Below are 25,931 nucleotides of genomic sequence, written 5' to 3'. Positions count from 1 at the left end.
CGAATGTTTGTTTTTTACTCCTTATTATGGGTGTCCATCATGATGGTAACAGGACCATCATTCAGTAATTCTACCTTCATGTCGGCACCAAATTCGCCTGTTCCTACAGGCTTTCCGAGTGCATCGGATAGCTTCTTGCAGAACTCTTCATAGAGTGGGACACTGATTTCGTGCTTGGCAGCTCTTAGCCAGCTAGGGCGATTACCCTTCTTGTAGCTGGCGAAAAGGGTGAACTGGCTAATCACCAGAACCTCGCCGTTTACATCCATGATAGAGCGGTTCATTACGTGATTTTCGTCGTCGAAAACACGAAGGCCTATGACCTTTCTAACCAACCAATCTACGTCTTCAGATCTGTCGCTTTCCTCAATGCCAAGAAGGATAAGATAGCCTTGTTTGATGGCTGATTTTACTTCTCCTTCGATGGTAACAGAGGCATGGCCGACACGCTGTATTACTATTCTCATATTACTACTTTGAAATTTGAATGTTGAACATTGAACTTTATGAATAGCATTTTGTGGAATCCTGGGTTCTGTTCAATCTTTATTATTATTATTATTTAGTTTCAACTGCAAATATACGACTTTTATTTCATATTCTCGCTCTTTTCTGTGAAATATTTCACGAGAATCTCAGCTTTATGAGGTCCTAATACCTCTGAAAGCTGTTCCTGTGATGTTTCTTTTATCTTTTTCACGCTCTTGAACTTGCTTAGGAGCGCCTCTTTTGCCTTGGGACCGATGCCTTTGATATCGTCTAGTTCCGAATGCAGGGCGTGCTTGCTGCGCTTGTCACGATGGAAGGTGATGGCGTATCTATGTACCTCGTCCTGTATCTGCGTCAATACCTTGAAAAGCTCGCTTTCTGGTGGTAGAGCGATGGTTTGTGGCGGGAAACCGTAGAGGAGTTCGTTGGTGCGATGGCGATCGTCCTTGGCAAGACCTGCGATAGGGATTTCCAGGTGCAGTTCGTCTTCTATCACCTCTCTTACCACCTCCATCTGCCCCTTGCCACCATCGGTTATGATAAGGTCTGGCAGGGGAGTCTCTTCCTCTATCATGCGGCTGTATCTTCGTCTTACCACCTCCTGCATCGAAGCATAGTCATCTGGTCCTTCCACCGTCTTGATGTTGTATTTTCTATAGTCCTTTCTTGATGGTTTCATACCTTTATATACTATACATCCAGCTACGGCATCCGTGCCCGATATGTTGGAATTATCGAAGCATTCTATCTGATAAGGCAGTTTTGGCAGCTTTAGTTTTACCTGCAATTCCTTCATCAATCGAGTTTGCTTCTGTTCCGGATTGAGCTTTTCTGCCTGCTTCAGACGGTCGAATTTATACTGCTTGCAGTTCATTTCCGATAGCTCCAGAAGGTGTTTCTTGTCGCCTCTCTGAGGCACGAAGAAGATGGCATCTTTCAGTTTCCATTCCATCTCGAAAGGCACGATAATCTCTTTCGAAGTAGAGTGGAAACGCTCTCTGATTTCCGGTATGGCAGTAATCAGAAGTTCCTCGTCACTCTCCTCCAGCTTGCGCTTATACTCGTAGGTGAAGCTCTGGTTGATGGTGCCGTTTTTCACGTGAATATAGTTGATGAAGGCATTCTTCATGGCGTCATCATTAACGATGGTGAAGACGTCTACGTCGGTAATGGTATGGCTTACCACCTCGCTTTTTGCCTCAAATTCGTCCAGCAACTGATACTTCTTTTTGTATTCTTCTGCTATCTCAAAGCGGAGAAGTTCGGCATTTTTCATCATCAAGTCATAGAGATATTTGCCAACTTCCCGGGTGTTTCCTTTCAGAATTTCACGTGCTTGGCGCATGTTTTCCTGATATTCCTCGTAGCTTTGTTTGTTGATGCAAGGTGCTCCGCAGTTGTGAATATGATACTCTAAACAGGGTTTATATTTGCCTTCAGCAACGCCTTGTTTTGTGATGGGAAAGCGGCATGTGCGTGGTTTGTAGAGCTTTTTGATGACCTCTAAAACTGCATACATACTGCCTATATGAGGGTAAGGACCGAAGAATGTTCCCGCCTTTTTATTGATATGGCGAGTCTTGAAAATGCGTGGAAAATACTCGTTTGTAACGCATATAGAGGGGTAGGTTTTGCCGTCTTTCAGCAAAACATTATACCTTGGATTATACTTTTTAATAAGGCTGTTTTCCAGCAAAAGTGCATCTTCTTCGGTATTGACGACGGTGTATGAGATGTCGAAAATCTTAGAAACAAGTACCTTTGTCTTGTATCTATCTACCTCTTTATGGAAGTAGGAAGATACTCTTCTCTTCAGATTTTTCGCCTTTCCTACATATATAATCGTGTGATTCTCGTCGTAATATTGATAGCTTCCCGGTTTCTCCGGCATGCTTAAAACGATGCTTTTTAACCGCGCTAATCTTTCCTCATTTTCTTGTTTCGTCATACCTTTATGGGGTTAAAATAGGGTGAAAGAGCGTTGCTGTTTCACGTGAAACGGCAACGCCCGTATGCTTTATAGCTGCAGAATTATATGCATTAATCAAGCATTTTTCATGCTTTACAACTGCAATAACGTAGATACTTCTACATCCTCATCGAAGTTCTTTTTGCCTTCGAAATTCTCGTTTACGAGTTCGATGATAAAGTTTGCATACACCTTCTTTGGGTGGAATTTCTTCACCAGATTGCAGGCTGCCTTCATGGTTCCGCCGGTAGCGAGAAGGTCGTCGTGAAGGAGGATTATGTCGTTCTCGTTGATGGCATCTTCGTGGATTTCGATGGTGTCCATACCGTATTCTTTCGCATAGCTTTCCTGTACGGTTTTGCATGGAAGCTTACCTGGCTTTCGGCATAAAACTACGCCTGCGCCGAGACGGATTGCGAGGGCAGAAGACATCACGAAACCACGTGATTCGATGCCTACGATTTTGGTAATTCCCTTATCTTTGTAGATCTCGTACATCTCGTCACAAATCTCTTTGAGAGAATCTGGATTCTTGAAAAGGGTGCTTACATCGCGGAAGTTTACACCCTTGATTGGCCAATCTGGAATGCAACGCAGATTGTCTAATAATAGCTGATTATTCATTACTTTTTTGTTTATTTATTAATACTTATTCTCTTTCTTTTTTATCTTGTTTCCTATCGTATGAAACGGGTTGTGACTTCTTGGTCTTGTACCTCCATTTTGCCCGTTAATACGTACTGTTCTTATTCCTTTTCTTCGGTTTTATCCTCTTTTGTTTCATGAAACATAAAGTTTTACTTTAACTATAAAACACTTGATGTAACCACGTTTAATTGTCTATATATCAAGTATTTTATGCGTGTTGCGTTTCACGTGGAACAATTGGGTCTGGCGCAGCTTTCTCCGTATGACCGATTATCTCCCTAGCAGTACCAGCAGTACGTTGATGTCGCTTGGAGAAACTCCTGGAATTCGACTTGCCTGAGCTAAGGTTTCCGGATCGATTCGTTCAAGCTTTTGACGGCCTTCTGTGGAGATTTCCAGTATCTCGGAATACTTGAAGCGTCCTTTGATTTTGATGTTCTCCAGTCGGTGCATCTTGTCTGCGAAGAGTCGTTCTCGATCGATGTATCCTTTGTACTTCATTTTGATTTCTGCCGCTTCTGCAATCTCTTCTTTTCGATTGGCTGACGCATCCATCGCTGTCTTCAGGTCGGGAATAATCTCCGATAGATTTTGAAGGTTCAAGTGAGGACGGGCAACGAGGTCGATAAGTTTGCAGCCTGCTCGAAGTGGTGTTGTGCCTAGAGCCTCAAGTTTTGGATTGATCTCGTCTTTCTTGATAGGATAGTTTGCGCAGAAGTCAATGATTCTTTCGATGGCATTTTTCTTCTCCATCCACCAGTCGTAACGGTCGCGTTTGGCAATGCCCAGCTCGTATGCTTTCTCGGTGAGTCGGGAGTCGGCGTCGTCTTGTCGGAGTAGGATGCGATATTCGGCTCTTGAGGTGAACATTCGGTAAGGCTCGTCAACTCCCTTTGTTGTGAGGTCATCGATGAGTACGCCGATGTAACTTTCGTCTCGTTTCATTTCGAAAGTCTTGTCGCCTGTACAATGTAGGGCTGCGTTGATTCCTGCAACGGTGCCTTGGCCTCCAGCTTCCTCGTAACCGGTGGTTCCGTTCACCTGTCCGGCAAAGAAGAGACCCTTGATGATTTTCGACTCCAGCGAATGCTTGAGTTGGGTAGGGTCGAAGTAATCGTACTCGATGGCGTAACCTGGTCGGTAAATCTTGGCGTCTCTCAATGCCGGGATTTCATGGAGAGCCTTCAGCTGGATGTCCATCGGCATACTTGATGAAAATCCGTTCAGATACATTTCATTCGTGTCTTCGCCTTCTGGCTCCAGAAATAACGGATGCTGTTCCTTGTCTGGGAAGGTGACGAGCTTGGTCTCGATACTTGGACAATAGCGAGGACCGGTGCTTTGAATCTGACCATTATATAAAGGAGAGTCATCGAGTCCGCTTTTCAGAATGTCGTGAACCTTCTTGTTGGTGTAACATGTCCAGCAAGGAAGTTGCTTCAGTATGCGATGATCGCCCATGTATGAAAATTGATGGAAGTCGCTGTCGCCAGGTTGCTCTTCCATATCTTCAAAGTGGACGCTGCGCTTGTCGATGCGGACCGGTGTTCCCGTTTTCATTCTTGCAGTGGTGATTCCCCATCGGGTGATACTTTCTGTAAAATGATGAACGGCAGGTTCTGCGCATCTGCCACCTTCTACCATCTTTCTGCCCACGTGCATCAGTCCGTTGAGGAAAGTGCCGGCAGTAATGATGATGCTCTTGCCGTAGAACTCAGCGCCCCAGATGGTGCGCACACCGATGGCTTCTCCGTCGGCAACGAGCAACTCGTCGGCCTGGTCTTGCCAGATGTCGAGGTTGTCGGTGTGGTCGAGCATGGTTCTCCACTCCCAGATGAATTTACCACGGTCGCATTGTGCTCTAGGACTCCATACGGCTGGTCCCTTGCCGATGTTCAGCATTCTGAACTGGATGGCGGTCTTGTCAGTGACAATACCCATCTGTCCGCCCAGTGCGTCAATCTCTCGTACAATCTGTCCCTTTGCTATGCCTCCGATGGCAGGATTGCAACTCATCTGACCAATCTTGTTCATGTCCATCGTTATCAAGCAGGTCTTGGCTCCCATGTTTGCGGAGGCAGCTGCAGCCTCGCATCCGGCGTGACCACCACCGATAACGAGAACGTCATAATTGAATCTCATAATCTATATTTTTTCTAATTTTCGGCAAAAGTAAGAAATAAAATCGAAATTTTAGCAAAAATACTTTGATAAATCATTAAAATATAGTAATTTTGCAGCAGACTTGCGAAAATATACCTAGAAATGAGGATTGCAGAATGCCTAAAAATAGGTATTGCAGGGACGAAAAATGTGGAATATAAATTAGTTTCAAACAGTTAAATAATTAAAATTCAATCATTTATGTGGTTAATCAATTCATCTATTGGTAGAAAGGTAGTGATGTCAGTAACTGGTATCGCTCTTATTCTATTCTTGACATTCCACGGTTGCATGAATGTTGTTGCTCTCTTCTCAGGAGATGCTTACAACATGATTTGCGAATTGTTGGGTGCTAACTGGTACGCCGTAGTTGCAACTTTGGGTTTGGCAGCTTTGGCAGTTTGTCACATCGTTTACGCTTTCATCCTGACAGCACAGAACCGTCGTGCTCGCGGTAACCAGCGTTACGAGGTAACAGCAAAGCCAGAGAAAGTAGAGTGGGCTAGCCAGAACATGTTGGTGCTCGGTATCATCATCGTTCTCGGTTTGTTGCTTCACCTCTTCAACTTCTGGTACAACATGATGTTTGCTGAGCTTTTGGGTACAAGCTTCGGCCACTGCCCATCAGATGGCTTCGCATTCATTCAGGACACCTTCGCTAACCCAGTATTCGTAGTTCTCTACATCATCTGGTTGGTAGCTCTTTGGTTCCACCTCACTCACGGTTTCTGGAGTGCTATTCAGACTCTCGGTTGGAGCGGTAAGACTTGGTTCTGCCGTTGGAAGATGATTGGTATGATTTACTCTACCATCCTGCTTCTCCTCTTCATCGTAGTTGTATTGGCATTCGCTTTCGGTTGCGCTCCATCTTTGTGCTGCGCATAATTCGTGTAATCATTTAAGTATTAAAAAAGATTATGGCAAAAACATTAAATTCTAGAATACCTGAAGGACCAGTTGCTGAGAAGTGGACCAACTATAAGGCTCACCAGCGTTTGGTTAACCCAAAGAATAAGTTAAAGCTCGACGTTATCGTTGTAGGTACAGGTTTGGCAGGTGCTTCTGCTGCTGCTTCTCTCGGCGAGATGGGCTTCAACATTTTGAACTTCTGCATCCAGGACTCTCCACGTCGTGCTCACTCTATCGCAGCACAGGGTGGTATCAATGCAGCTAAGAATTATCAGAATGATGGTGACTCTGTTTACCGTCTGTTCTACGATACAGTAAAGGGTGGTGACTACCGTGCTCGTGAGGCTAACGTTTACCGTTTGGCTGAGGTGAGCAACGACATCATCGACCAGTGCGTAGCTCAGGGCGTTCCTTTTGCTCGTGAGTACGGTGGTATGCTGGCTAACCGTTCTTTCGGTGGTGCTCAGGTATCTCGTACATTCTATGCTAAGGGTCAGACAGGTCAGCAGCTCCTCCTCGGTGCTTACTCTTCTTTGAGCCGCATGGTTGAGGCAGGTAAGGTTAAGCTCTTCACCCGTTACGAGATGGAGGATATTGTGATCGTTGACGGTCACGCTCGTGGTATCATCGCTAAGAATTTGATTACAGGTAAGTTGGAGCGTTTCTCTGCCAATGCCGTAGTTATCGCTACCGGTGGTTATGGTAACGCTTACTTCCTTTCTACAAACGCTATGGGTTGTAACTGTACAGCAGCTATCCAGTGCTACCGCAAGGGTGCTGATTTCGCTAACCCATCTTATGTTCAGATTCACCCTACATGTATCCCTGTTCACGGTACAAACCAGAGTAAGTTGACTTTGATGTCAGAGTCACTCCGTAACGATGGTCGTATCTGGGTTCCTAAGAAGATTGAGGATGCCAAGGCATTGCAGGCAGGTACAAAGAAGGGTTCTGATATTCCTGAGGAAGACCGCGACTACTACTTGGAGCGCCGTTACCCAGCATTCGGTAACCTGGTTCCTCGTGACGTGGCTTCTCGTGCAGCTAAGGAGCGTTGCGACAAGGGCTTCGGTGTCAACAACACAGGTCTTGCCGTATTCCTCGACTTCTCTGAGTCTATCAACCGTCTCGGTATCGACGTTATCCTTCAGCGTTATGGCAACCTCTTCGATATGTATGAGGAGATTACCGACGTTAACCCAGGTGAGTTGGCTAACGAGATTAACGGCGTGAAGTACTACAACCCAATGATGATCTTCCCTGCTATCCACTATACAATGGGTGGTATCTGGGTAGACTACGAGTTGATGACCACAATCCCAGGTCTCTTCGCTATTGGTGAGTGTAACTTCTCTGACCACGGTGCTAACCGTCTTGGTGCATCTGCTTTGATGCAGGGTTTGGCTGACGGTTACTTCGTATTGCCATACACTATCCAGAACTACTTGGCCGACCAGGCATTGTGGCCAAAGCTCTCTACCGATCTCCCAGAGTTCGCAGAGGCAGAGGCAGGTGTCCAGAAGGAAATCGACCGCCTGATGGGTATCCAGGGCAAGCGCTCTGTAGATTCTATCCACAAGGAGTTGGGTCACATCCTTTGGGAGCACGTAGGTATGGGTCGTACCAAGGAAGGTCTTGAGGAAGGCTTGAAGAAGATGAAGGCTCTCCGCGAGGAATTCAACAAGAACCTCTTCATCCCTGGCAAGAAGGAAGGCTTGAACGTAGAGTTGGATAAGGCTATCCACTTGCGTGACTTCATCTTGATGGGCGAGTTGATCGCTTACGATGCATTGCACCGCAACGAGAGCTGTGGTGGTCACTTCCGTGAGGAGTACCAGACAGAGGAAGGCGAGGCTAAGCGTGATGATGCAAACTTCTTCTACGTAGGTTGCTGGGAGTATCAGGGCAACGATACAACTGCTCCAGTGCTCAACAAGGAACCTCTCGAGTATGAGGCAATTAAGGTACAGACAAGAAATTACAAGAATTAAAAAGCGAACAAGACAATGGCAAGAAATATAAGTTTCACAGTTAAGTATTGGAAGCAGGACGGCCCTACAGCACAGGGTCACTTCGATACACACGAGATGAAGAACATCCCAGATGATACCTCATTCCTCGAGATGCTCGACATCTTGAACGAGGAGCTCATCGAGTCAGGTCAGGAGCCTTTCGTCTTCGACCACGACTGCCGCGAGGGTATCTGCGGTATGTGCTCTCTCTATATTAATGGTACACCTCACGGTAAGACTGAGCGTGGTGCTACAACATGTCAGCTCTACATGCGTCGTTTCAACGATGGTGACGTTATCACCGTTGAACCTTGGCGTTCTGCAGGTTTCCCTATCATCAAGGACTGTATGGTAGACCGTTCAGCATTCGACAAGATCATCCAGGCAGGTGGTTACACCAGCATCCGTACAGGTCAGGCTCAGGATGCCAACGCTATCCTGATTCCTAAGGAGAATGCAGACGAGGCAATGGATTGCGCTACATGTATCGGTTGCGGTGCTTGTGTTGCTGCATGTAAGAATGGTTCTGCCATGCTCTTCGTCAGCTCAAAGGTTAGCCAGCTGGCACTTCTCCCACAGGGTCGTGTAGAGGCTGCTGCCCGTGCTAAGAAGATGATTGCACGCATGGACGAGCTCGGATTCGGTAACTGTACAAACACTCGTGCTTGCGAGGCTGTTTGTCCTAAGAACGAGTCTATCGCTAACATCGCCCGCTTGAACCGTGAGTTCTTGAAGGCTAAGTTGGCTGACTAATCCACCGTATCTCTTAAGACACAGAAATTTTCTCTCTGCATCTTTACGGATGCGAGAGAATTTTCCAAACAACTCTTCACTCTTCACTTTTTGGGCGTAAGTAGTTGAAGGATAGGCAGTTGGGTGGGTGAAGAGTTGAATTGACTCTTCACCCACCCTTCACCTTTTTATAGGACTGGAGCTTTTTGGGCTCTTCGGCTCTGTAGCTATTCCATTGTGAGTCAGCGATTTACATTTATAGGTGAAGAGTAGTGAAGAGTGGTGAAGAGTCTGCGTCACTCTTCACCTCTCAAATCCCCTGTGTTTATCGGGGTTTCAGGCTAAATGGTGAAGAGTGAAGAGTGAAAACGAGAGTAGGCTTTTTACGACGGAAACGTAAGCTGCCCCGCATTTATACCTTGCATCATTCAAAAATGCAGTAACAGCTGATAAAACTAATGCTGCATCCTGAAGGTTAAGGAGTACGTTGTTCGGCAGTAAGGCTACATCCCGTTTTGGTTTAGGCCTCATTCCAATTATTGCCTAGTGATGGCATCTTTTTGCCCTATAGGAGGGCAATTTATTGCCATTGCTAGGCAATAATCCTTATGTCGTGAGAGAGCTGTAGAATACAGTAACTATCATAGTTAATTCAGTAAATAGCGACTCGAGATGCAGTAAGTATCATCTCGAAATACAGTCAGTATAAAACCAGTTTAAGAGAAGTATTACTCTATAATAAATAAAGTATTATTCTATAAAGATATAAAAAGAGCATAAATGATGAACCAAGCGACTCAAGACTTTATTCGCCAGCATCAGGACGATGATGTCCGCCAGCTGGCTTTTCTCGGAAGCAAGTATCCGGAAGTAGATATGCCTTTCGCTCTCGATCAGATTCGCGGGCGAAAGATGGCTCGCATCAAGTTGCCTCGTTGGGCAAGTCTCGAAGGCATCATCTATCCTCCTCATATTTCTATGGAGCAATGCTCCTCTGAATCTACTGCGCTTTACAAGGCAGAACTGGCTGCGAGATTGCTCGGTTTGCCGGCTTCTTCATCTTCTGTAGAAAAAGAAAATGAGAGCGCAAATGAAAATGAGGTTGCAAAAGCTTCCGATTCTCATTTTTCCAAAATTCGCGAATTTGCGGGCGATAGAGCGGTTGATTCAGAATTCGCCATAAATGGAGCCACTTCTGAAAATCAACAGATATTAACAAAACCAGGTGAGGATGTTAACGAAACAAAAGAAGATGTCAGCAAAGCAGATTTTTCAGAAGAAATCGGGTTTGTAGATTTGACTGGTGGCTTTGGAGTAGATTTCTCTTATATTGCAGCCCGGTTGGGAGTGAAGTCGATGTACGTGGAGCGTCAGGCTCATCTCTGCGAGGCGGCGAAGGAGAATTTCGGGCGATTGGGCTTGAAGAACGCCATCGTGAAGAATGGGGATGGAATAGAGGTTCTTCATTCTTTTCATCCAAAGAAAAAAGATGTAGCATCAGCTGATGATTCTTTAGGCATCACTTATGACCAACCTCTGTCATTACTTAAGACCAACCTTGGTCTTAAGATAATCTTCATTGATCCTGCCCGTAGAGACGATGCGGGCAACAAGGTGGTATCCTTGAAGGATTGCACGCCCGATGTCACCGTTTTGCAGGAAGAGATGCTTTCGAAGGCTGATTACGTCATCGTCAAACTCTCTCCGATGCTCGACTGGCACCGTGCTATAAGCGAATTAAGCCACGTAAGAGAGGTTCATATCATCTCCGTGAACAATGAGTGCAAGGAGCTTCTTTTAGTGCTCTCAGCGCGAAATATGGGCAATCTCCGCATTTATTGTGTCAATGATGCCCAGTCCTTCGTCTGCAAAGAGTCGGATATGGAGGCTTCTTCCGTCAAGATTGCCCCATCCACGCTTGAAGAGATGCAGTATCTTTACGAGCCGAATGCGTCGTTGATGAAAGCCGGCTGTTTCGGCGTTCTTTCCGGGCGCTATGATGCAAGGATGCTTTCCAAGAACAGCCATCTTTTCGTGAGCCGTGAACCTATCGCCGCCTTCCCAGGCAGAAGTTTCCGCATTATCGCCGTATCCTCATTTAATAAAAAGGAGTTGAAGCGTCATCTGTCAGGAATCACCAAGGCGAACATCGCTACCCGCAACTTTCCCCTCTCCGTAGCGGAATTGCGCAAGCGATTGAAGCTGAAGGATGGTGGCGAAATCTATATCTTCGCCACCACATTGAGCGACGAAAGCCATGTGCTGGTAATAACGGAGAAAGCTTAGAAAACTTACGCATTCACAGAGCAAGGAGTTGCTATGCTTAGTGGAGTTTTGAAGTCTCCGACTGCTGTTGAAGCAAACATCCGCATCATGCGAGCATTCGTATCTATGCGCCATTTTATGGTGAACAATGCGGCGTTTTATCTCTTTAATGAAAAAGTTCCAAGTGGGAGAAATGCCACTTGGAACTTGACGTATTATTTTCTTTTTTCCTTGAAGAACTCCTCGAAGAAGTCCATTTGCTTTTGATTTTGAACAGGACCCAAATGCAGTCCTTCCTTCATAATCATCACCGTTGGTTTACCTTCCTGGTAGGTAGTCCAGAAAGGAAGGCTATCCCCATTTGGATTACCAGTCTTGGTAAAGTTGATCCAGTAGCGTGACATGATTTGCTCCATGTGCAGCTCCGTCTCGGTCATTTTTCCAGAGCCAAACTTATAGCCATAGATGAATGGCATCTCTGCCACATGGCTGGCTCCTCCCTTGCGGCTTTTCACGATGGTGTTCTCTGAGTCTTGGTCAAAGTAATACATATACACCTTGCCCTTGCCGGTCTTGCTCTGCAGGTTAGCCCAGGCATACGTTCCCCATGCAAAGGAGCCATCACGGAAAATGTCGGATTGAGCGAAGTAGGTTTCTTCCTCTGTCTTGGCAGGATAGAGACTGAGAACCTGGTCTGCCCAACTTCCATATATCTCATGGATTCTTTTCTCATAGTCACTTACACTGACAGGGCGTGTAAACATACTTCCTTCGTCGCTGTTGGTTCCTATGACGACATTAACATCATTGTAGTTTCCCTTTTCATAGAGCTTATACTGGTCATCGGTGATGGAGTAGCCGTCAACGTTCGGCCAGAAGGACTCAAAGGCGGTATTCTTCACGATGTCCATAGCCGGAACTTTTCTTAGCTGCTTCAAGTTCTTAGCCTTGAGTTTCTTTTGAAGGAGAAGTCCACCTGCTTCTGCCGCTTTGGAGGTGAGCATGGCTGTGTTACCTTTTCTGCTTTCACCCACAGGCCAGAAGGAGCTACCACTTTCGCTGATGGCTCCTCGGAAGAGTCCCTTGGCAAGGGGAGAGGCGCATAGTATACTTACCGAGATACCACCGGCAGATTCTCCAGCAATGGTAATCTTGTCTGGGTCTCCACCGAAGGCAGCGATATTGTCGTGAATCCATTTTAAGGCCATCACTTGATCAAGGATGCCATAGTTACCAGATATGTTCTTGCCTGATTCCTTACTCAGCTCTGGATGTGCCATGAATCCCAAGGCTCCCAAGCGGTATTCTATGCTGCAATAGATGATGCCTTCCTTGACAAAGCTTTCCTGAGTTCCACTGTAGGAGCCAGTAAGAAAGGCTCCTCCATGAATCATCACAAATACAGGGAGTTTGTCATTCTTACTCTTGGCTGGCGTTTCCACACTGAGGTATAGGCAGTCCTCGCTCATGCCCAGCTCTCCACCATTTTGGTTAGGGTCGATGGGCTGTGGTGGACGGTCTCCCCATTTATCTGCTTTGAATACTCCCTTCCAAGGCTTCTTGCTCACTGGAGCTTTCCATCTGAGGTTGCCCACTGGTGCTTCAGCGTATGGGATTCCCTTGTATAGGGCGAATCCTTCATGTTCCACACCTTCAATTTCTCCTTGCTCCACTGTTGTTCTTAGCAGTTGGGCCTTAGCTGCCGATAGGCAAAAGAGTGTCAGGGCAGCTGTCAGTAGATGTCTTTTCAATTTCATTTCAGGTTATTCCATTAATTCCGCAACACTATTATCAATTAAACATTTTAAGCGCCTGAGCAACAAAAAGTTTCTCCGGATTTTGCCATGTCAGAATTTTCACTTATCTTAGTGTTGCGAAAAGAAAACAAGCAAAACTCTGATATGACATGGCAAAGATACAAATTAAATCTGAGAAACTCACTCCTTTTGGAGGAATATTTTCGGGTCATGGAGCAATTTGACTCCATATTGTCTTCTGTAATCGACTCCACCCTCATAATTTCACTACTCATTTGATGAACCATCTCTCGCTCATCCGACACTTCGCACTTCTCGCCAGTGTTGGAGAGAATAGATGATCGAGCTTTTTCTTATTGTGATTCCTTGGAGAATGTTAGTTTTCCGCCAGTGCTTAAAACTATCGGGAAGGATATTTGTTTGTTCAAGATGCCTATTGAGGGTATCTTGAACAAAAATATCCTTGAAATCGTTTTGTTATCTCAATGGAATGTTGTACTTTTGCGCTCATAATGATAATTGCATATTATAATTTAAAACAAACTATAAAGTTATGAACAAATTAAGAACTATCTATCTGTCGTTCATGTTTATCATGGCGATGAACATGGCGAGTGTGTTAAGTGTGAAGGCGGAGAACTATCCCTATCGCAGTGATTATCTTTGGCTAACCGTGCCCGACCATGCCGACTGGCTCTACAAGACGGGCGAGCAGGCTAAGGTGGAAGTAAGTTTCTATAAGTATGGAATTCCCCGTGACGGCGAGGTGAACTATGAAATTGGCGATGACATGCTGATGGCAGACAAGCAGGGAAGCTTCAGGCTGAAGAACGGGCGTGCCATCGTGAACATGGGAACCCGAAAGACTCCGGGCTTCCGAGATTTGAGATTATTCTATAAGCTCGATGGTAAAACCTACCAGCATCATATAAAAGTAGGATTCTCGGTAGATAAAATTCAGCCTTATACCCAGGAGCCTAAGGATTTTGATGCATTCTGGCAGCAGGCAAAGGACGAACTGAAGAACGTTCCTTTGAGCTATACCAAGGAACTCGCCAAGGAATATTGTACAGATAAGATAGATTGCTATCTCGTTAAGCTTCAGATAGATAAGATGGGTCATGCGATGTATGGCTACCTCTTCTATCCAAAGAATGCCAAGCAGGGCGGTCATCCTGTGGTTCTCACTCCTCCAGGAGCCGGCATCAAAACCATCAAGGAACCTATGCGCAATAAGTATTATGCCGAGAATGGATTTATCCGCTTCGAGATAGAGATTCATGGTCTTGATCCACGCATCCCTGCTGAAACTTTCCTGGAGATAAGCAGGGGATTCAACGATGCAAACGGCGGATATCTGTCTAACGGATTGGAAGATAAGAACCGCTATTATATGAAGCATGTTTATCTGGGATTGGTGCGCTGCATCGACTTCCTGACCTCTCTGCCAGAGTGGGATGGTAAGAATGTGGCTGTGCAGGGCGGAAGCCAGGGTGGAGCCTTGGCTATTATCGCAGCTGGTTTAGACAAGCGCGTTACCCAGTGCGTGGCTAATCATCCTGCGCTCAGCGATATGGCTGCTTATGCCGAGAAGGGAAGAACGGGCGGTTATCCTCACTTCAATAAATATCATGAGATATTGAAGAACCAGGATTGTCTCAACACGATGGCTTATTATGACGTGGTAAACTTTGCCCGCAAGGTAACGGTTCCAACCTATCTTACCTGGGGCTACAACGACATAACCTGTCCGCCGACAACCAGTTATGCGGTATGGAATACGCTGAAGTGTGAGAAGGAAGCCTTGCTCACGCCAATCAATGAGCACTGGACTACCAGCGAGACCAATTACCAGCAGATGGTCTGGATCAAGGAGCATCTCATCAAGTAAGGGATTCCTTTTCCGGAACGAACATCTCGTCAAATAAAGAGATTCCTTTTCCGAAACGAAGCAATCTCATCAGGTAAAGATATTCCGCCAAAACCACCACTAAATGGGTGATATAGGCTAGTTTGGGGGGCTGTAATTAAAAATAAACCCCTAAAAAACTGCAAAAAAAGTAGCAATATTTGGTCATTTGGCGAAATATTGCTATTTTTGCATCCTATAATATTGCAAACTAGTTTGAAATCATGTCATTAATAGAAATTAAAAAGGTCGAAAGCAAGAAGGATTTGAAGACGTTCATCGACTTCCATTACGACCTCTACGAAGGCAACGAATATGATGTGCCTAATCTTTTCAGCGACGACATGAATACTCTGAGCAAGGACAAGAACGCAGCGTTCGAGTTCTGCGAAGCTGAGTATTATCTTGCCTATAAGGACGGCAAGTTGGCAGGTCGCGTCGCTGCCATTATCAATCATAAGGCAAACAATAAATGGGGCAGGAAGTCGGTCCGTTTCGGCTGGATTGATTTCATTGACGACCGCGAGGTTTCCAAGGCTCTTCTCAATGCTGTAGAAAAATATGGTAAGGAGAAGGGAATGGAAGATATTGTAGGTCCGCTGGGTTTTACCGATATGGATCCAGAAGGCATGCTTACCTGGGGCTTTGACCAGCTCGGCACAATGCCTACCATTTATAATTATTCATATTATCCGGAGCACATTGAGGCCCTGGAGGGTTTTACCATTGATAATAAGTATGTAGAGTATAAACTGATGGTGCCAGATACCATCCCGGAGAAATATTCCAAGATAGCGGCGATGATAGAGAAAAGATACAATCTCCATGTCCGCAAACTTACCCGTAAGGATATTTATGAGGGCGGATTCGGACAGAAGATTTTCGACCTCATCAATGATACATACAAGCATCTCTATGGTTATTCCGAACTTTCACAGAAGCAGATAGACCAGTACATCAAGATGTATCTGTCTTTGCTCGACCTGAACTTTGTAACAGCCATAGAAGACTGGACTACCGAGGATCATAAGATGATAGGTATCGGCATTACGATGCCTTCCCTTTCCAGAGCCCTGCAGAAGTGCCATAGGGGCAGGCTGTTTCCTTTTGGCTGGTGGCATCTGTTGCGTGCCATCAAGTTCCATAAGACCAAGATTGTCGACCTCCTGCTCATCGGTATCCACCCGGAATACCGTGCAAAGGGTGCCAATGCGCTGCTCTTTGCCGACCTGATTCCTATCTATCAGAAGTATGGAATCGAGTGGGGAGAAACACAGGTGGAAATGGAAGATAATGCTGCTGTGCAGGGACAATGGGGCGCCTTGGCTCCAATTCTTCACAAGCGCCGCAACTGCTATATTAAGAATATCAAGTAAATAGCAATTGTTGTATTTGGAATTGTCTGATAAACAGAATATTGCAATATCATTTGCTATATTATAAGAAAATAAATAAGAATTACTAAGGAGGAAATCATGGCAGAAGATAAAAACTTAAATAATAACGATTTGAATGCCGCTGATGAGCTTGCCAATGCCCCTCAGGAGCAGCAGCCGGTAGAATATACCGACGACAACATCCGACACTTGAGCGATATGGAGCATGTGCGTACCCGTCCGGGTATGTACATCGGTCGTCTAGGTGACGGTAATCTGCCGGAAGACGGAATCTACGTGCTCCTCAAGGAGGTGGTAGATAACTCTATCGACGAGTTCAAGATGGGCGCTGGAGCCAGATTGGAGATTGATATCGAAGACAATCTGCGTGTCAGCGTGCGCGACTATGGCCGTGGTATTCCTCAGGGAAAGCTCGTAGAGGCAGTAAGCGTGCTGAACACCGGAGGTAAGTATGACAGCAAGGCGTTCAAGAAGAGTGTCGGACTGAACGGTGTGGGTGTGAAGGCGGTGAATGCCCTCAGCTCTCACTTCGAGGTAAAGTCATTCCGTGACGGCAAGGTGCGCCATCTGAAGTTTGAGAAAGGTATCCTGCAGAGCGACAAGACCGAAGATACGGAGGACGAGAATGGTACCTTCATCTTCTTCGAACCGGATAATACCCTGTTCAAGAACTATTCTTTCCACGATGATTTCGTGGAGACGATGCTCCGCAACTATACTTATCTGAACACCGGTCTTACCATCATGCACAATGGTCGCCGCATCCTCAGCCGTCATGGTTTGAAGGATCTCCTGACCGATAATATGACCAACGAGGGTCTCTATGAGATTGTCCACATGAAGGGCGAAGACATCGAGATTGCCTTTACCCATACCAATCAGTATGGCGAGGAGTACTATTCCTTCGTGAATGGTCAGCACACCACCCAGGGCGGTACTCATCAGAGTGCCTTCAAGGAGCATATCGCCAGAACCATCAAGGAGTTCTACGGCAAGTATGAGTATGGCGACATCCGAAACGGACTGGTGGCTGCCATTGCACTGAACGTAGAGGAGCCGGTGTTCGAGAGTCAGACGAAGATCAAGCTCGGAAGTACCACAATGTCTCCGAACGGAGGCGAAACCATCAATAAGTATGTGGGCGATTTCCTGAAGAAGGAAGTAGATAACTATCTCCATATCCACAAGGATGTGGCTGAGATTCTGGAGAATAAGATCAAGGAGAGCGAGCGTGAGCGCAAGGCGATGGCTGGCGTAACCAAACTGGCGCGTGAGCGTGCCAAGAAGGCGAACCTTCACAACCGCAAGCTGCGCGATTGCCGCATCCACTTCAGTGACGCCAAGAACGAGCAGAAGGAGGCAAGTTCCATCTTCATCACCGAGGGTGATTCTGCCAGCGGAAGCATCACCAAGAGCCGCGACGTGAACACCCAGGCGGTATTCTCGCTGCGAGGAAAGCCATTAAACTGCTATGGCCTGACCAAGAAGGTGGTTTACGAGAACGAGGAGTTCAACCTGCTGCAGGCTGCCCTGGATATAGAAGACGGATTGGACGGATTGAGATATAATAAGGTGATTGTGGCTACCGATGCCGATGTTGACGGAATGCACATCCGCCTGCTCATCATCACCTTCTTCCTGCAGTTCTTCCCAGATCTCATCAAGAAGGGACATGTTTATGTGCTTCAGACTCCATTGTTCCGAGTGCGCAACAAGCGAACCAAAATCAAGAACAAGCAGGCTGTAGCGGATGCTGATGCCAAGCTGGGACCTAAGGAGAAGAAGGGCGACTTCATTACGCATTACTGCTACAGCGATGAGGAGCGCCAGCAGGCCATCAAGGCGCTGGGTCCTGACCCGGAAATCACCCGATTCAAGGGATTGGGAGAGATTTCGCCAGAAGAGTTTGCCCATTTCATCGGTCCGGATATGCGATTGGAGCAGGTAACGCTGCACAAGACCGACCAGGTGCAGAAGCTCCTGGAGTATTACATGGGTAAGAATACGATGGAACGTCAGAACTTCATCATCGACAACCTGGTGATTGAAGAGGATATTCCGGAGGAAGACTCAGCACTGCTGGATTAGGTGAAGTGAAGAGTGAAGAACGAAGAGTGAAGAATTCAAGTGCTTTAGGGGGGGTAACCATTGAAAAAAGCGCTGTTAACTGTTAACCTGTTAACTCTTGAAGGATTTCTCTCTTTCATAAGCTTTAAGTTTTTAGGAAATGAAGAAGATAATTTTATTTGCGCTCCTGGCGTTCCTGGCAGTAACTTCTGCCAGTGCCCAGCTGCGCATCAAGATGGGCAAGAACAGCCCGATAGAGAAGTTGGGTAGGGCGGAAATCGCCATTACCAACCTCTATGTGGATAGTGTGGATGAGAACAAGCTCGTAGAGGACGCCATCCGAGGTATGCTCGAGAAGCTGGACCCTCATTCTTCTTACGCCACGGCCAAGGAAACCAAGGCAATGAACGAGCCGTTGAATGGAAGCTTTGATGGCATTGGCGTGCAGTTTAACATGGTAGACGATACTTTGCTCGTCATCCAGCCCGTAGTGAATGGTCCTTCCGAGAAGGTTGGAATCATTGCCGGCGACCGTATCGTTGCGGTGAATGATACAGCCATTTCGGGCGTGAAGATGAGCAAGGAGGAAATCATGAAACGCCTTCGCGGTCCTAAGGGAACAACGGTGAATCTTACTATCGTGCGCCGGGGCATCAAGGATAAGCTCACCTTCAAGGTGAAACGTGACAAGATTCCTGTAACCACGATGGATGCGGCTTATATGATTCGCCCGGGCATCGGATACATCCGTCTGGGAAGCTTCGGCCTTACCAGTCATAAGGAAGTGACGATAGCGATGGATTCGCTGAAAAAGAAGGGAATGAAAGACCTTATCTTCGACCTCGAGGATAATGGTGGCGGTTACTTGCAGGCTGCGGCTCAGATAGCCAATGAATTCCTTCAGAAGGGCGATCTCATCGTTTATACCAGCGGTCGTGCAGCTCCCCGTCAGGAGTATAAGGCGCAGGCTAACGGCAGATGGCGCAAGGGCAAGGTGGTAGTGCTTACCAACGAGTTTACCGCTTCTGCCGCAGAGATTGTTTCCGGAGCCATCCAGGATCAGGACCGTGGCGTGGTGGTAGGTCGCAGAACCTTCGGCAAGGGATTGGTGCAGCGCCCGCTTACCTTCGATGATGGCAGCGAGATTCGTCTCACCATCGCCCATTATTATACGCCTAGCGGCAGATGCATCCAGAAGCCTTATAAGAAGGGCGACAGACTGGATTATGCGATGGATCTCGACAACCGTTACAAGCATGGCGAGTTTACCAATCAGGACAGCATCCATCTTTCAGATAGCTTGAAGTATTATACTTTACGCAAGCATCGTGTGGTTTATGGTGGCGGCGGAATCATGCCTGATTATTTCGTTCCGCTGGATACTACCAAGTACACCAAGATGCACCGTCAGCTGGCAGCCAAGAGCATTGTCATCAACCACAGTCTGAAGTTTATCGATGCTCACCGCAAGGAGCTGAAGAGCCAGTATAAGGACTTCAACAAGTTCCTGGCAACTTACGAGGTTCCTTCTTCGCTCATTGAAGGCATTATTGCAGAGGGCAAGAAGGAGAAGATAGAGCCTAAGGATGAGGCTGAATTGGCTCAGACGAAGAAATACCTGGCTGTGCAGCTGAAAGCCCTTGTAGCGCGAGATATCTGGGATATGAGCCAATACTTCCAGGTTTGGAACGAGACCAATGAGATAGTTCAGCGAGCTGTGCAGCTGCTGACTACGGGGAAGTAGATTAAGTGAAGAGTGAAGAACGAAGAGTGAAGAAACAACGTTCGGCGTCCGAAGGGAAAGCCAATTCAAGTGCTTTGCTCATGTAACTATAGAAAAAACGGCTGTTAACTGTTAACCTGTTAACCCGTAACCCGTGAGGTAATGATATAATAAAAGGTCGTGAGGTTTCTGATAGAACTTCACGACCTTTTATTGTGCATTTATCTTTTTCCGAAATCATTTACTTCTTCTCATGCATACGATCCCATTTCAGATAGATTCCGGCAAGGATGGTGCCCGAAATACTGTGCCAGGCACAGCTGATGGCGCAAGGTAATACGGCAAGAGGCTGGGCAGCGAAGAAATTGCCCGCAAGTACCGTAGCAAGACCGGCATTCTGCATTCCCACCTCAATACTGATGGTACGCTTCTTGGCGGTATTGAATCCGGCAAGTTTTCCGGCGAGCCAACCGAGACAGTAACCCAGCGTGTTGTGGCAGAAAACCACTGCAAAAGTCCAGAGGAAAAGTGATAAGCCACGAGCCACCAAGTCATCGTGAACCGTAGAAATCACACCTCCCACGATGATTGCCAGACACGTAACGCTGATGCCCGGCATCAGACTCTGGATGGTAGGGAAGCAATCCTTCTTGCCATAGATATAATTCAAAGCGCAGCCGATGGCCACAGGGATAATCGTAACTATCAGAATGTTGATGAACATTCCCACAGCATCTACATGGATAATCTCGCCTGCCGTAATCTTCATCAGCAGCGGAGTCATCACTGGTGCAAGAATGGTAGAGGCGCAGGTCATTCCAACGGAGAAAGCCACATCGCCATGGCAGAGATAACTCATGATGTTGCTCGAAACGCCGCCCGGACAGCAACCTACCAGCAGGATTCCGAGTGCCAGGGCTGGGTCAAGATGCCACACATGAACCAGGGTGTAAGCCACACCCGGCATGATGATAAACTGGGCACAGGCTCCGATGAAGACATCCAGTGGGCGCTGAGCCAGAATCTTGAAGTCGTTGGTGGTCAAGGTCAGACCCATGGTGAGCATGATGATGCCGAGAATGACGGTTTGAGTAGTTCCGCGCACCCAGTCGAAGGTATGTGGGAAGAAGAATGTGAACACTGCAACGCCTATCACGAAGATAGAAGTGTAATTGGCCAGCAGCTTGCTGAGCTCTTGAAATAACTTAAGCATAATTCTATTTCTTTTAAAATCCTGATATTTCTCTCTTATTATATAATCTCTCTTACTATCCTCCTTCTTTCCTCTCTTTCAATATTGTGTGCAAAAGTACGTCTTTTCTACTGAATAAACAAATTATTTAATAATTAAATATCAAATTATAACATTTTTCTTGGTTTGAGCTTACAAATCTGCACGAATCATCTTGGATTGTGCAATATCTGAGACAAAATAATTCGGCTTTTCTTCTTTAATTCCGCAACAAATGTGTAACTTTGCACCCATATTATCGATAATAGTCATAGAATGAACGAAGATTTTGATATAAGACAAGAGACGGTTTCGCCTGCCGAAAAGGAATTCGAGAAGGCGCTGCGCCCACTGAAGTTCTCCGACTTCAGCGGACAGAATGGCGTGGTGGATAATCTCGAAGTCTTTGTTGAGGCAGCCAAGTATCGTGGCGAACCGCTCGACCATACCCTCTTGCACGGTCCTCCCGGATTGGGTAAGACTACGCTGAGCAACATCATCGCCAACGAACTGGGCGTAGGATTCAAGATTACATCAGGCCCTGTGCTCGATAAGCCGGGCGACCTGGCAGGTATCCTTACCTCCCTGGAGCCTAACGATGTGCTCTTCATCGATGAAATCCACCGCCTTTCGCCAGTGGTAGAGGAGTATCTCTATTCGGCGATGGAGGATTACCGCATTGACATCATGATAGACAAGGGTCCTTCGGCACGAAGCATCCAGATAGATCTGAATCCGTTTACGCTCGTGGGAGCCACCACTCGCAGCGGTCTTCTCACGGCTCCTCTCCGTGCCCGTTTCGGAATCAATCTGCATCTGGAATATTACGACCCGGCTACGCTTCAGAAGATTATCAAGCGAAGTGCGATGCTCCTGAAGGTGCCGATAGAGGATGAGGCGGCAGTGGAAATCTCCCGCCGTTCGCGCGGAACTCCTCGTATCGCCAACTCGCTGCTCAGAAGAGTGCGTGATTTCGCTCAGGTGAAGGGCAACGGAACCATCACCTTCGAGATTGCCCAGGTGGCGCTCAAGGCGCTGAATATCGACCAGTATGGCTTGGACGAGATTGACAACAAGATTCTCACCACCATTATCGACAAGTTCCGTGGAGGTCCGGTGGGCGTAAGCACCATCGCCACGGCTATCGGTGAAGATGGCGGCACCGTAGAGGAGGTTTACGAGCCGTTCCTCATCATGGAGGGTTTCATCAAGCGCACGCCACGAGGCAGAATGGCCACCAAGCTTGCCTATGAGCATCTCGGCAGAAATCCGTATACAAGCAATATTATGCAGGGAGACTTGTTTGAGTGAAGAACGAAGAGTGAAGAAAACATGAAGATAGGAATATTTACGGGTACATTCGACCCATTTACGATAGGACATCAGAACATCGCCGAGCGTGCCTTGCCCATGTTCGACAAGCTCGTGATTGCAGTGGCGATGAGCAAGCTGAAGCACGCTAGCGAGGAAATCTCGAAGCGTGTAGAAGATATCAGAAAGGTTTTCCCGAAGGAATGTGCAGAATTGGTGGATGCGGAGGATGCATCCAAGGGCCACCGCCTTGAGGTGGTTGCCTACGATGACCTCACCATCGACCTGGCGCATCGCCTGGGAGCCAGGTTCCTGGTTCGCGGTGTCCGTTCTGCCAAGGATTTCGAGTACGAGCGAGAGCAGGCTGACATCAACAGGCAGTTGGGCGGCGTAGAAACCATCCTGCTGTTTTCCGACCCAAGATACAGCAGCATCAGCTCAACGCTGGTTAGGGAATTGAGATTCTTCGGAAGAGAAGTAGATGAATTCCTGCCGAAGGCGAAATAATGAATAATGTAGAATTAATAATGAATAATTAATAAGGGGCTCTTGGCGAGCCTGATTATTAATTGTAAATTATAATTTTAAATTGAATTGCGTATGATAACATACAATGTAGATGGCGTGAAAATGCCAAAGATCAAGAAGCGTGACACCAGTGCCTGGATTCGCAAGGTGGCTGCCTCTCATGGCCGCAAGGTGGGAGAGATAGGCTATATGTTTGTAGATGACGAGAAGATTCTCGAAGTGAACAACGAGTATCTGGGTCATGATTACTATACCGATGTCATCACCTTCGATTATGATGAGGATGATGTGATTAACGGCGACATCGTGATTTCGCTCGATACCGTCCGCACCAATGCCGAGCAGTTTGGCAAGACCTACGATGATGAACTTCATCGCGTCATCATCCATGGCATCCTGCACCTCTGCGGAATCAATGACAAAGGCCCGGGAGAGCGCGAAATCATGGAGGAGAACGAGAATAAGGCGCTCGCCCTGCTCGAAGGTGCTTCGATATTGAAGAAGTAAAGCCCTTCTCTATCATTTGAGGAAGCTAGGTTTCTTCAATTTCAGGTAGAAGTATAGAAAAAACAACTGTTAACTGTTAACCTGTTAACTTTGTTATAGGTTGGCAGTTGACATAATGATAGGAGATAAGATTATGGCAACAGCAATCAAAGCAATACCAACATTGCATGGTAAAGAAGCAAAAGAGTTTTTGCGCCATGCAGAAGAGGCCGAGCGTAACTTTAAGGGATTCAAGAATATCGAGAAACATCCATATTGCGTAATGGCTCGTAATATTTTGGAAAAGGCAGGAATGTAATAACTTTAATGTTGAAGGATATGGAAGATAATGAAAATTTCGGAGAAATCATCATCTTTAATGGAGATAATGGTGAAGTAAATGTACAGATAGATGCTGTAAATGAAACAATTTGGCTTACTCAGAAGAGTTTGGCTCAATTGTTTGGGGTTACACCACAAAATATAACTCTTCATTTAAAGGGTATTTATGAAGATGGAGAATTGCAAGAAACTGCAACTTGTAAGGAATGCTTACAAGTTCAAAATGAAGGCTCTAGACAAGTAAAGAGAAAAACAAAATTCTATAATCTCGATGCAATAATTGCTGTTGGCTATAGAGTAAATAGCAAACAAGCTACGAAGTTTCGTATTTGGGCGACAAAAACTTTGCGTGAGTATTTGGTAAAGGGATATTTGCTTGACGATAATCGCTTTAAGAAAGGTCAATCGTTGACTTATTTCAAAGAGCTGATAGATAGAATTCGAGAAATTAGAATCTCAGAAAAATTATTCTATCAACAAATTAAAGATATCTATATGCTTAGTATAGATTATGATAAAAATGATCAGCGTACGTTGGATTTCTTTGCTGCTGTTCAGAACAAGTTGCTTTGGGCGGTAAGTGGCAAGACCGCTGCTGAGTTGATTTATTATCGTTCAAATGCAGAATTTCCAATGATGGGATTAACATCAACAGATAAAAAGGATGTTGTTCGAGTAGCAGATATTGGTATAGGCAAGAATTATCTGACAAAAGAGGAAATTGACAATCTTAAGCTAATTGTTGACCAGTATCTTTCTTTTGCAGAGGCTCAAGCGTTGAATCATATTCCGATGAGAATGGTTGATTGGGAAAACAATCTCAATATCATTTTGACGATGAATCGCAAAAATATTCTTGATACAAAAGGGAAAATTGCGATGAATGTTGCAAAGAAAAAAGCAAGAGAAGAGTATGATAAATATAAAAAGATTCTTCATGATAAAGAGCATTTGGAAAGTTTGAAGCAATTAGATGAAGACTTGAAAAAGTTAAACAATAAAAAGAAACATAAAGATGGAAGTGATACATAAAAAGTCTATCTATCTATTTATGTATTGGCCTCATCAGTGAAACGATAATAATTTAAAGTAAATAATTATGGGTATAATATTAACAATTCTGTGCTTTGGTGTGGCTGCTATCTTGTATATATTACTGGGTGGTATATTAAAGAAATTTAAGCCTTTGAATTTTGGGTTATTCGGTTTGCTATTTGTTGTAGGAGCATTGGTATCTTTGTATATAGGTGATAATGTTCGTATGACAGAAGATTATGATTATACCAAATGGGGAGAAACAACAATGTCTGATTATCTTCTGATATTGGCATTAGTTCTGGGGGTAATAGGATTATTGTTATTTCTTTTTGCATGGATTTCTAGTGAAGCAAGGAATGAGGATAAGCGAGCTGAAAAATTGAAAGAAGAACGAGCAATTAGAGATAAAGAAGAACAAGCTCTTAAAGTGCAGTTGGAAAATCATAAAGCTGATTTAACAAATCAGTATGGAAAAATAACCAAAGAATTCTTTTTGCCAAGTAACAACAATGTTTATTCTATACCAGCAAAAGAAGATTGTATTTTTCTGTTTGGTGAAGCTAGAAAGATATGGATTTGTGGTACCATTTATGATTTTAAAGACATTCTTGGTTGTAGCCTTTCCGATAACTTTTATTTGGAAAAAGGAGAAGTGGAATATAAAACAAAAACATCTACAGGTAGTATGGTTGGACGAGCAGTAGTAGGGGGTATGCTTACAGGTGGCGTAGGTGCCATTGTCGGTGGTGCAACTGCTAGTAAAAAGACAGAGGTTATACCAAAGAGTTGCGATAAAACGATTCATGACTATACAGTTTTAATAAATGTAAATAGTTTGGATGAACCTGTTAGACATATTCCTTGTAAAGAGGATGCTACTCTAGCTAATGATTTGATAGGTTTATTTAATGTAATAGTAAGACAAACATTGAATAATTAAGTGATAAAGCTAGTA

At 45.6% G+C, this 25,931-nt stretch carries 20 protein-coding genes and 1 pseudogene; 15 read left to right on the top strand and 6 right to left on the bottom strand.

Annotated elements, in window-relative coordinates; genetic code table 11:
• Nucleotides 1-14: 14 nt before the first annotated feature.
• The 4 genes from dtd to mnmG all read right to left on the bottom strand — a co-directional run bounded on the left by dtd (nt 15) and on the right by mnmG (nt 5,248).
• A complete protein-coding gene (dtd, locus tag ACTQ16_RS04975) occupies nt 15-467 on the bottom strand; it encodes a D-aminoacyl-tRNA deacylase (protein ID WP_295347711.1) in 453 nt (150 codons plus the stop codon).
• A 122-nt stretch (nt 468-589) separates the two neighbouring features.
• Nucleotides 590-2,437 carry an excinuclease ABC subunit UvrC gene (gene uvrC, locus ACTQ16_RS04970; protein ID WP_441936405.1) on the bottom strand — a complete coding sequence of 616 codons (1,848 nt, stop codon included), beginning with the start codon at nt 2,435-2,437 and terminating at the stop codon, nt 590-592.
• A 114-nt stretch (nt 2,438-2,551) separates the two neighbouring features.
• Nucleotides 2,552-3,082, bottom strand: coding sequence for an adenine phosphoribosyltransferase (locus ACTQ16_RS04965; RefSeq protein WP_441936403.1), 531 nt, complete (start codon nt 3,080-3,082; stop codon nt 2,552-2,554).
• A 294-nt stretch (nt 3,083-3,376) separates the two neighbouring features.
• A complete protein-coding gene (gene mnmG, locus ACTQ16_RS04960) occupies nt 3,377-5,248 on the bottom strand; it encodes a tRNA uridine-5-carboxymethylaminomethyl(34) synthesis enzyme MnmG (protein ID WP_441936401.1) in 1,872 nt (623 codons plus the stop codon).
• 222 nt (nt 5,249-5,470) lie between these two features.
• Between mnmG and ACTQ16_RS04955 the strand changes: the two genes are divergently transcribed.
• The 5 genes and pseudogenes from ACTQ16_RS04955 to ACTQ16_RS04935 form a co-directional block, all read left to right on the top strand.
• Nucleotides 5,471-6,154: a succinate dehydrogenase/fumarate reductase cytochrome b subunit gene (locus ACTQ16_RS04955; RefSeq protein WP_006848916.1), complete on the top strand. Its 684-nt coding sequence runs from the start codon at nt 5,471-5,473 to the stop codon at nt 6,152-6,154.
• A gap of 32 nt (nt 6,155-6,186) precedes the next feature.
• The gene (locus ACTQ16_RS04950; protein WP_217760073.1) at nt 6,187-8,169 is read left to right on the top strand and encodes a fumarate reductase/succinate dehydrogenase flavoprotein subunit; all 1,983 of its coding nucleotides are present in this window, start codon (nt 6,187-6,189) and stop codon (nt 8,167-8,169) included.
• A 15-nt stretch (nt 8,170-8,184) separates the two neighbouring features.
• The gene (locus ACTQ16_RS04945; protein WP_022120108.1) at nt 8,185-8,943 is read left to right on the top strand and encodes a succinate dehydrogenase/fumarate reductase iron-sulfur subunit; all 759 of its coding nucleotides are present in this window, start codon (nt 8,185-8,187) and stop codon (nt 8,941-8,943) included.
• A gap of 759 nt (nt 8,944-9,702) precedes the next feature.
• Nucleotides 9,703-11,208 (top strand): THUMP-like domain-containing protein, encoded by a 1,506-nt coding sequence (locus ACTQ16_RS04940; RefSeq protein WP_441936400.1) that lies wholly within the window; start codon nt 9,703-9,705, stop codon nt 11,206-11,208.
• A gap of 9 nt (nt 11,209-11,217) precedes the next feature.
• Nucleotides 11,218-11,320: pseudogene (locus ACTQ16_RS04935) on the top strand (ORF6N domain-containing protein); the annotation flags it as partial.
• A gap of 82 nt (nt 11,321-11,402) precedes the next feature.
• Here ACTQ16_RS04935 and ACTQ16_RS04930 read toward each other — a convergent pair.
• Complete coding sequence (locus tag ACTQ16_RS04930) at nt 11,403-12,944, bottom strand: carboxylesterase/lipase family protein (RefSeq protein ID WP_441936398.1); 1,542 nt, start codon at nt 12,942-12,944, stop codon at nt 11,403-11,405.
• A 586-nt stretch (nt 12,945-13,530) separates the two neighbouring features.
• Here ACTQ16_RS04930 and ACTQ16_RS04925 point away from each other — a divergent pair.
• From ACTQ16_RS04925 to ACTQ16_RS04910, 4 genes are all read left to right on the top strand, one after another.
• A complete protein-coding gene (locus ACTQ16_RS04925) occupies nt 13,531-14,835 on the top strand; it encodes an acetylxylan esterase (RefSeq protein WP_441936429.1) in 1,305 nt (434 codons plus the stop codon).
• Between the two features lie 242 nt (nt 14,836-15,077).
• Nucleotides 15,078-16,229 carry an N-acetyltransferase gene (locus ACTQ16_RS04920; RefSeq protein ID WP_441931902.1) on the top strand — a complete coding sequence of 384 codons (1,152 nt, stop codon included), beginning with the start codon at nt 15,078-15,080 and terminating at the stop codon, nt 16,227-16,229.
• Between the two features lie 99 nt (nt 16,230-16,328).
• A complete protein-coding gene (locus tag ACTQ16_RS04915) occupies nt 16,329-18,338 on the top strand; it encodes a DNA topoisomerase IV subunit B (protein WP_441936396.1) in 2,010 nt (669 codons plus the stop codon).
• A 139-nt stretch (nt 18,339-18,477) separates the two neighbouring features.
• The gene (locus ACTQ16_RS04910) at nt 18,478-20,061 is read left to right on the top strand and encodes a S41 family peptidase (protein WP_294970603.1); all 1,584 of its coding nucleotides are present in this window, start codon (nt 18,478-18,480) and stop codon (nt 20,059-20,061) included.
• Between the two features lie 220 nt (nt 20,062-20,281).
• Here ACTQ16_RS04910 and ACTQ16_RS04905 read toward each other — a convergent pair whose 3' ends face one another.
• On the bottom strand, nt 20,282-21,253 hold the full coding sequence (locus ACTQ16_RS04905) for a bile acid:sodium symporter family protein (protein ID WP_441936395.1): 972 nt from the start codon (nt 21,251-21,253) through the stop codon (nt 20,282-20,284).
• A gap of 294 nt (nt 21,254-21,547) precedes the next feature.
• On the opposite strand from ACTQ16_RS04905, the gene ruvB reads away from it, so the two are divergent.
• The 6 genes from ruvB to ACTQ16_RS04875 all read left to right on the top strand — a co-directional run bounded on the left by ruvB (nt 21,548) and on the right by ACTQ16_RS04875 (nt 25,916).
• Nucleotides 21,548-22,582: a Holliday junction branch migration DNA helicase RuvB gene (gene ruvB / locus ACTQ16_RS04900; protein WP_441936393.1), complete on the top strand. Its 1,035-nt coding sequence runs from the start codon at nt 21,548-21,550 to the stop codon at nt 22,580-22,582.
• A gap of 21 nt (nt 22,583-22,603) precedes the next feature.
• Nucleotides 22,604-23,089, top strand: coding sequence for a pantetheine-phosphate adenylyltransferase (coaD, locus tag ACTQ16_RS04895; RefSeq protein ID WP_441936391.1), 486 nt, complete (start codon nt 22,604-22,606; stop codon nt 23,087-23,089).
• A gap of 93 nt (nt 23,090-23,182) precedes the next feature.
• Entirely contained in the window at nt 23,183-23,617 is a 435-nt protein-coding gene (gene ybeY, locus ACTQ16_RS04890) for an rRNA maturation RNase YbeY (protein ID WP_006848933.1), read from the top strand.
• A 133-nt stretch (nt 23,618-23,750) separates the two neighbouring features.
• Nucleotides 23,751-23,915, top strand: coding sequence for a hypothetical protein (locus tag ACTQ16_RS04885; protein ID WP_254973615.1), 165 nt, complete (start codon nt 23,751-23,753; stop codon nt 23,913-23,915).
• A 20-nt stretch (nt 23,916-23,935) separates the two neighbouring features.
• Entirely contained in the window at nt 23,936-24,970 is a 1,035-nt protein-coding gene (locus tag ACTQ16_RS04880; RefSeq protein ID WP_254973618.1) for a virulence RhuM family protein, read from the top strand.
• A 67-nt stretch (nt 24,971-25,037) separates the two neighbouring features.
• Complete coding sequence (locus ACTQ16_RS04875; protein WP_441936389.1) at nt 25,038-25,916, top strand: hypothetical protein; 879 nt, start codon at nt 25,038-25,040, stop codon at nt 25,914-25,916.
• Nucleotides 25,917-25,931: the final 15 nt, after the last annotated feature.

It is taken from the genome of Prevotella sp. LCP21S3_D2, assembly GCF_052118345.1.
GTDB lineage: Bacteria > Bacteroidota > Bacteroidia > Bacteroidales > Bacteroidaceae > Prevotella.
The sequence above is the reverse complement of the archived record's forward strand: the minus strand, read 5'-3'. Positions and strand labels throughout refer to the sequence as shown.

What these genes read in the sequence shown, in the direction of transcription:
- dtd (WP_295347711.1), bottom strand. Translation starts at nt 467, where the DNA reads ATGAGAATAGTAATACAGCGTGTCGGCCATGCCTCTGTTACCATCGAA.
- uvrC (WP_441936405.1), bottom strand. Translation starts at nt 2,437, where the DNA reads ATGACGAAACAAGAAAATGAGGAAAGATTAGCGCGGTTAAAAAGCATC.
- ACTQ16_RS04965 (WP_441936403.1), bottom strand. Translation starts at nt 3,082, where the DNA reads ATGAATAATCAGCTATTATTAGACAATCTGCGTTGCATTCCAGATTGG.
- mnmG (WP_441936401.1), bottom strand. Translation starts at nt 5,248, where the DNA reads ATGAGATTCAATTATGACGTTCTCGTTATCGGTGGTGGTCACGCCGGA.
- ACTQ16_RS04955 (WP_006848916.1), top strand. Translation starts at nt 5,471, where the DNA reads ATGTGGTTAATCAATTCATCTATTGGTAGAAAGGTAGTGATGTCAGTA.
- ACTQ16_RS04950 (WP_217760073.1), top strand. Translation starts at nt 6,187, where the DNA reads ATGGCAAAAACATTAAATTCTAGAATACCTGAAGGACCAGTTGCTGAG.
- ACTQ16_RS04945 (WP_022120108.1), top strand. Translation starts at nt 8,185, where the DNA reads ATGGCAAGAAATATAAGTTTCACAGTTAAGTATTGGAAGCAGGACGGC.
- ACTQ16_RS04940 (WP_441936400.1), top strand. Translation starts at nt 9,703, where the DNA reads ATGATGAACCAAGCGACTCAAGACTTTATTCGCCAGCATCAGGACGAT.
- ACTQ16_RS04930 (WP_441936398.1), bottom strand. Translation starts at nt 12,944, where the DNA reads ATGAAATTGAAAAGACATCTACTGACAGCTGCCCTGACACTCTTTTGC.
- ACTQ16_RS04925 (WP_441936429.1), top strand. Translation starts at nt 13,531, where the DNA reads ATGTTTATCATGGCGATGAACATGGCGAGTGTGTTAAGTGTGAAGGCG.
- ACTQ16_RS04920 (WP_441931902.1), top strand. Translation starts at nt 15,078, where the DNA reads ATGTCATTAATAGAAATTAAAAAGGTCGAAAGCAAGAAGGATTTGAAG.
- ACTQ16_RS04915 (WP_441936396.1), top strand. Translation starts at nt 16,329, where the DNA reads ATGGCAGAAGATAAAAACTTAAATAATAACGATTTGAATGCCGCTGAT.
- ACTQ16_RS04910 (WP_294970603.1), top strand. Translation starts at nt 18,478, where the DNA reads ATGAAGAAGATAATTTTATTTGCGCTCCTGGCGTTCCTGGCAGTAACT.
- ACTQ16_RS04905 (WP_441936395.1), bottom strand. Translation starts at nt 21,253, where the DNA reads ATGCTTAAGTTATTTCAAGAGCTCAGCAAGCTGCTGGCCAATTACACT.
- ruvB (WP_441936393.1), top strand. Translation starts at nt 21,548, where the DNA reads ATGAACGAAGATTTTGATATAAGACAAGAGACGGTTTCGCCTGCCGAA.
- coaD (WP_441936391.1), top strand. Translation starts at nt 22,604, where the DNA reads ATGAAGATAGGAATATTTACGGGTACATTCGACCCATTTACGATAGGA.
- ybeY (WP_006848933.1), top strand. Translation starts at nt 23,183, where the DNA reads ATGATAACATACAATGTAGATGGCGTGAAAATGCCAAAGATCAAGAAG.
- ACTQ16_RS04885 (WP_254973615.1), top strand. Translation starts at nt 23,751, where the DNA reads ATGGCAACAGCAATCAAAGCAATACCAACATTGCATGGTAAAGAAGCA.
- ACTQ16_RS04880 (WP_254973618.1), top strand. Translation starts at nt 23,936, where the DNA reads ATGGAAGATAATGAAAATTTCGGAGAAATCATCATCTTTAATGGAGAT.
- ACTQ16_RS04875 (WP_441936389.1), top strand. Translation starts at nt 25,038, where the DNA reads ATGGGTATAATATTAACAATTCTGTGCTTTGGTGTGGCTGCTATCTTG.